This window comes from Streptomyces sp. NPDC027189 (assembly GCF_055566975.1).
Window position 1 is genome coordinate 1 of sequence record NZ_JBVHRI010000068.1, and the last position, 5552, is coordinate 5552.

The 5552-nt window shown below is 67.0% G+C and carries 7 protein-coding genes; 1 reads left to right on the forward strand and 6 read right to left on the reverse strand.

Annotated elements, in window-relative coordinates:
* Positions 1–220: 220 nt before the first annotated feature.
* From ACZ4RZ_RS50030 to ACZ4RZ_RS50055, 6 genes are all read right to left on the reverse strand, one after another.
* Positions 221–619: a rhodanese-like domain-containing protein gene (locus tag ACZ4RZ_RS50030; RefSeq protein ID WP_467754322.1), complete on the reverse strand. Its 399-nt coding sequence runs from the start codon at positions 617–619 to the stop codon at positions 221–223.
* A complete protein-coding gene (locus ACZ4RZ_RS50035) occupies positions 616–1113 on the reverse strand; it encodes a cupin domain-containing protein (RefSeq protein ID WP_467754323.1) in 498 nt (165 codons plus the stop codon). Before ACZ4RZ_RS50035 ends, ACZ4RZ_RS50030 begins: the two co-directional genes overlap by 4 nt.
* A 117-nt stretch (positions 1114–1230) precedes the next feature.
* Complete coding sequence (locus tag ACZ4RZ_RS50040; RefSeq protein ID WP_467754325.1) at positions 1231–1434, reverse strand: putative leader peptide; 204 nt, start codon at positions 1432–1434, stop codon at positions 1231–1233.
* Positions 1364–1627, reverse strand: coding sequence for a hypothetical protein (locus ACZ4RZ_RS50045; protein ID WP_467754330.1), 264 nt, complete (start codon positions 1625–1627; stop codon positions 1364–1366). Before ACZ4RZ_RS50045 ends, ACZ4RZ_RS50040 begins: the two co-directional genes overlap by 71 nt.
* A gap of 76 nt (positions 1628–1703) precedes the next feature.
* Complete coding sequence (locus ACZ4RZ_RS50050; protein ID WP_467754326.1) at positions 1704–3401, reverse strand: FAD-dependent monooxygenase; 1698 nt, start codon at positions 3399–3401, stop codon at positions 1704–1706.
* A gap of 170 nt (positions 3402–3571) precedes the next feature.
* Positions 3572–4201, reverse strand: coding sequence for a response regulator transcription factor (locus ACZ4RZ_RS50055; protein WP_467754327.1), 630 nt, complete (start codon positions 4199–4201; stop codon positions 3572–3574).
* A 926-nt stretch (positions 4202–5127) separates the two neighbouring features.
* Between ACZ4RZ_RS50055 and ACZ4RZ_RS50060 the strand changes: the two genes are divergently transcribed.
* Complete coding sequence (locus ACZ4RZ_RS50060) at positions 5128–5457, forward strand: hypothetical protein (protein WP_467754329.1); 330 nt, start codon at positions 5128–5130, stop codon at positions 5455–5457.
* Positions 5458–5552: the final 95 nt, after the last annotated feature.

A 5552-nucleotide genomic window follows, 5' to 3' on the forward strand; every position in this document is an offset into this window, starting at 1 on the left:
GCCGCCTCGTCATCTCGGGCTCCCCAGGCCGTAGTTGACGCCTTCACCTAACGGCCTACTCCCACACAGACCCGCCGTCAACAAACCACCGCTAGTGTCCTGCGCCGGAAGTTCCTAGGCAGTTCTGGCTGGGCCGCGGACGGTCAACGCGCCTGGTCGGCGGCGGGAATCCGACCGCCGAGACAAGACAGATCTACCGACGGATTTCAGGCGCAGGACACTAGGCCGCGGTCACCGGGAACCCGGCCGCCTTCCAGGCCTGGAATCCTCCGACCAGATCGGTGGCCCGGCGCAGTCCCAACTGCCGCAGGGACGCGGCCGCAAGGCTCGACGCGTAGCCCTCGTTGCAGAACACCACGACCCGCAGATCGTGGCTCGTGGCCTCCGGAGCGCGGTGGCTGCCCTGGGGGTCGAGCCGCCACTCCAGTTCGTTGCGCTCGACGACGAGGGCGCCGGGGATCAGCCCGTCGCGCTCGCGCAGGGCGGCGTACCGGGTGTCGACCAGGAGCGCCTCGCCCGCCTGCGCGGCTTCGTAGGCTTCCTTGGCCTCTACACGATCCAGCGCCTCGCGGATCTGCTCCAGCAACTCGTCGATGCCCACGGGGCGTTGGGTGCTCACTGCCAGTCCTGCGGACGCTCGACGTGTTCCAGGCGCAGCACCTGGCCCGTGCGGCTGTAACGGCGGATCTGCGGGAGCGGCGGGTAGTAGGCGTGAACCGAGATCGCGTGCTCTTCGGTGGACTCGTTGAGCACCTCGTGCACGTGGTGGCGGCCGAAGGAGCGGCCCTTGCCCGCTGGCAGTGTTCGCTCCCGGTCGATGCCTTCGGCGAGTTCCAGGGTCTTCCAGCCGTCGGTGGGCAGCCGGGAGGTGAGCGAGTACTCCTTCAGTTCGCCCGACGCGGTGACGAAGGCGCCGACCGACTCGGCGTGGTCGTGCCAGCCGGTTCCGGTGCCGGGAGGCCAGCCGATGAGCCAGGCCTCACTGCCGCCCGGGCCTTCGAGGCGCACCCAGGTACGGCCCTCGGGGTCGAGCGGGAGCGAGGAGATCAGCTCGGCGTCGGCTGCCGTACGACGTACGAATTCGAGCAGGTCGGCCTGGGTGGGAGCCTGCATGGGAGCTTGTGGGGGTGCGGAGACAGAGGGGGACACAGACACTCGTACCGTCCTGAGGGTTCGCGTGGGAGTGCGCGGCAGCACACGGGCGGCGCGCGGAGGTGGTGGGATGCGAATTCAGCAGGACGGGCGACACACGCAGCCCGCATAGCGGACGAGGTCCATATGGACCCTCCGCCACAGGCGCACACAGGTGTCGGTCACGATCCGAAGTACACCATGGTGGTGCAGACCGGTCAACTCACCGTCACTATGTGGACACACGGTGACCAGGCGGCCGGTTGACGCCCCTGAGCCCGATCGGGCATCGGGCTTCGACACCCCAGGTCGCGGGCGGTCCGGACGGCGGATCGGGGACTCGGCCGGGCCGGATTCCGGGCGGTCCGGACCGTGACGGCGGGCTGGTCGACGCGGTGACGAGTTCGACGACGGCCGGGGCGATGTGCTCGCCCAGCTTGCCGAGGTCGACCTCTCGGTCACTGCCCCGGTCTCGGGCGTCGGCTTGGACCGTCACCACGGGCTCCTGCGACTCGATCCCCGGTGGCCCGGACCGTCACCGCCGGCTCCTCCTGCACCTCGTCATGGCGCGCTCAGCTCATACCCGCAGTGGCCTCCGCCTTCGTCGGCCCGCCGAGCGTTGCCTCGGCCGCCGCGTACAGATCAGCCGGGCGGACCCCGCTGAGCGCGCTGACCAGGTGGCCGTCGGGGCGGACGAGGAGCACGGTGTGCGCGGCCGCGCCCGGGTAGCTCTCGGCGACCAGCAGCTCGGCGGGGTGCGGTAGCGCGGTCACGGCGGCGGCGAGCCGGGGCATGATCCCGGCGGTCACCCAGTGCTTGCGCTCCCACACCCCCGTACCCGGTGCGACGAGCACGACGAGCATGACCCCGCGCCCCAGCCGCTCCCGCAGTCGGACGAAGGACCCGTCCTCGGCGGTCACCCCCACATCGGTGACCGGCGCGCCGGGTGCCGTATCCACCGGGGCGACCGACTCGGCGAAGGGAGGCGAGAGTGGCGAATCGGCGTACGCCCCCGGCGCGCCCAGCGGGCCACGCCCCAGGTGGCCGTCCGTGAGCAGGGCGTCGTGGCCGCGGGCAGACCCGGGCACGTACGAGCGCAGGCCTCCGCCGCCGCGCAGCAGCGGTAGCGCCTGGTCGGCGGCGCGCAGCCGGGCGGCGACGACGGCGCGTCGCTCCACCTGGTAGCTGTCCAGCAGCGTCTCGTGCGGCCCGTGGTGCCAGGCCAGCGCCAGCTTCCAGGCGAGGTTGTCGGCGTCCCGCAGGCCCTCGTCCAGACCCTGGCTGCCGAGCGCGCCGAGCAGGTGCGCGGCATCCCCGGCGAGGAAGACCCGGCCGACCCGCCACCGGCGGGCGAGGCGGTGGTGGACGGTGTGGACTCCGGTGTCGAGCAGCTCGTACGGCGGTGTGGAGCCTCCGCTCCAGCCCGCGAGCGTCTCCCGGATGCGCGACAGCAGCAGGTCGGGCGTGACCAGGTCCTTGCCGGGCGGCAGCAGCCAGTCCAGGCGCCACGCGTCGTCGGCGAGGGGACGCGCGGTCACCTCCCCGGTCGAGGGGCCCGACGTCCGCCACGGCGGCATCCGATGCAACAACGCCTCGCCGGGCCACGGAAGTTCCGTACGCAGTGCTGCCACGGCGTGTCGCTCGACGGCCGTGCGTCCGGGGAAGCGGATGTCCTGGAGTTTGCGCACCGTCGAACGCGGTCCGTCGCAGCCGACGAGGTAACTGCCGCGCCACCACGTGCCCTTGGGGCCGCGGGTGTGCGCGGTCACGCCCGATGTCTCCTGCTCGATGGAGTCGAGTCGGCTGTCCACGGCGACCTTGATCAGCCGCTCGTGGGTGATGGCCTCGCGCAGGGCGGCGGCCAGGGTGTGCTGGGCGAGGTGCACAGGGGCGGGCACCTCGGCGCGTTCGGAATTCTGCGCGCTGCCTCCCGAGCCGTGCGCGTTGCCCCGCGAGCCCTGCGCGCCGTCCTCGAAGCCGTGCGCGCCGGTGTCGGAAACGCCCGTGCCGAACGTGATCTCGCGCATCACCTGCTTGCGCCGCATCGACCGCCATCCGGCCCAACGGAAACCGGCCTCGGAGAGGGGAAAACCCGTCAGCCGCTCGACGAGCGCGGCAGTGTCCTCGCGCAGTACCACCGTCCGCGCCAGCCGCTGTTCATCCTTGCCCGGACCCTCGTCGAGGACCACGGAGGGAACCTCCTGGCGGGCCAGCGCCAGGGCGAGCGTGAGCCCCACGGGCCCCGCTCCGACGATGATCACCGGGTCCACGGCGCGCTGCCCCCTGCCCGGAGCGGTGTCCTGAGGGACGTACGGGAACAGGCAGTTGGAGCGGGGTGCACGATCACAGAACGTATGCAACCCATTGCCGGTGCTTGCGTCAAGTGACGGGGGCAGTGGCGATTGCCCCGACTGTCTCGCAGTCGATCCGGGTCGTGAGCCTATGCTGCGCGGGCTGTCACGCTGCGCGCGAGCCATGCCACGTGAGCGGCGTGAACACGATTGGCGACGTTCAGCTTGGACCGTATCGCCCGGACGTGATCTTTTACTGTTTCGGGACTGATGAACAGGCTGGCTGCGATTTCCCGGTTCGACATTCCGCTACCGAGCAGCTGCAGGACCTCCTGTTCTCTGCTGCTCAAGCGGTGGACATTTTCCCGGGCTGATTGCTCCTGCGGTGTCATGGATGAGGAATCCAAGTATTCGCCGATCATCGATTCGGAGATCTCCGGCGGCAATACGCGACATCCACTCAAGATTGCCGGGATAGCCCATGAAATATGTTGCGCGGTGGTCACCTGGAGGAGGATTCCGGCCGCACCCATCGTCAGTACATGCCGAATGTCGATCTCCGAGACGTGCTCGGCTATGACCAGGACCGGAATTTCCGGAACCGCCTGTCCGGCGAGCTTGAGGACTTCGGTGGAGTCGCGCCCTTGAGCGTGGCTGGTGATGATGAGATGGGGATTTTCTCCGTCCTTGATTTCAATGTTAGGTGATGATTGAGTCTCCAATATAGCGAGAAGAGTCGCTCGAAAGAGGATCCTGTCATCGGCTATTTCAATTCGCATTTCGCTCCCCCGGTTGGTGTTTTGCGATTTGCGTAATTCAGACGTGTGGCCGAGTGGTCAAGGCGGCCAGATTTTGTCCATTATTTCCCTGGGATCGACTGGGCGTCAAGCTTTCAATTCCTCGTGTCGGATTATTTGAGGTTCCCTTGAGGCGTGTCGATGACCTTCAGGTGAATGGCAGTCGCATTTGCCGTAAATGACGATTGTGGGTCGCGCGTCGCGAATGCCCGATTCTGTGCCCCCCCGAGAAGGGGATATCGGGGGACAGGTCGCCTCGGGTGTAATGAGATATCGCTTCGCCGACGTGGCGAAGCGCATCCGCTCGACATGGAAAACGGTCCCTGGAAGGGTGAAGAGGGATGCATTTGCCAGTTTCGCGACGTCGGCCGCTCGGCTCCTTGGTCAAGCGCGGGTTCGGTCGTGCTTGCCGGCGCCGTTCTGGCTTCTTCGGCAGCCATGGTTACCGCGACCCCGGCGGCAGCCGTCGGTTGCGGTGCACCTCAACTCCGCGTCTGGTACGACTCGGACCAGTTCGGAACGTACCTGAAGGCCTGGTTCAGGACTCGCCCCGGCTGTACCTCAAGAGTGTTTTCCCTGCGGGGAAACATCTACTGCACCAACCCGACCAAGAGGGTCTACGAAAAAGTGACATCGGGAAGGGCGCCCGTCGAAACAGAGACGAAAGCGCTGCCTCCCAAGAGTCAGTGCAAGTCGTTCTCCGCGTTTGGCAAGATCGTTTATGTTCCCGACACGGAATTCACGGACACTTGGACCTGGAAGTGGGGTGACTATCCTGCGTGATCCGGCGATGGGCGGTTGCCGTACTGCATGACGTATCTTCAGCGACGATCAAGGGGAAAACGATGTCCATCACATATCGCGGGGCGCGCACAAAGTTGGCGGTCCTTGGTGCATCTCTGGCAGTCATGACGGGTGCCCTCGCTGCGACGCCCGCTTCGGCCGACAACGCCGATGCCGTCTACCTCGGCACTCGCTCGGGGGACATCGACGTTCTCGGCGGCCCGCAGAAGTGGCACTACTCGGACAAGCAGTACCGCAGCCTGATGATGAGCAACACCCGGAACCACTACATTCACGTGAGCTACAAAGGGTGCAAGAAATGGCGGGTGCGTGTATCCGCCCCGCACCCCGAGGGCGGGTATACGGACGACACCACGACCGTGTCGGGATGCAACAAGACGGCCGTGGTGAGCATCATCGGCAAACTGCACGCCAACATCACGCTCGCCGTCTAACTTGATCTTTAACGTCCGGCGTCGAATGGTGCGTCGAACTTGATCACTCGGTCCGGTAACCGCCGTACGCGAAAGCGGCCTTCGTCTGAACATGT

Bases quoted from the DNA above. Each gene is read 5' to 3' on its own strand.
- ACZ4RZ_RS50035 (WP_467754323.1), bottom strand. From the start codon at position 1,113: ATGCAGGCTCCCACCCAGGCCGACCTGCTCGAATTCGTACGTCGTACG.
- ACZ4RZ_RS50055 (WP_467754327.1), bottom strand. From the start codon at position 4,201: ATGCGAATTGAAATAGCCGATGACAGGATCCTCTTTCGAGCGACTCTT.
- ACZ4RZ_RS50060 (WP_467754329.1), top strand. From the start codon at position 5,128: ATGACGGGTGCCCTCGCTGCGACGCCCGCTTCGGCCGACAACGCCGAT.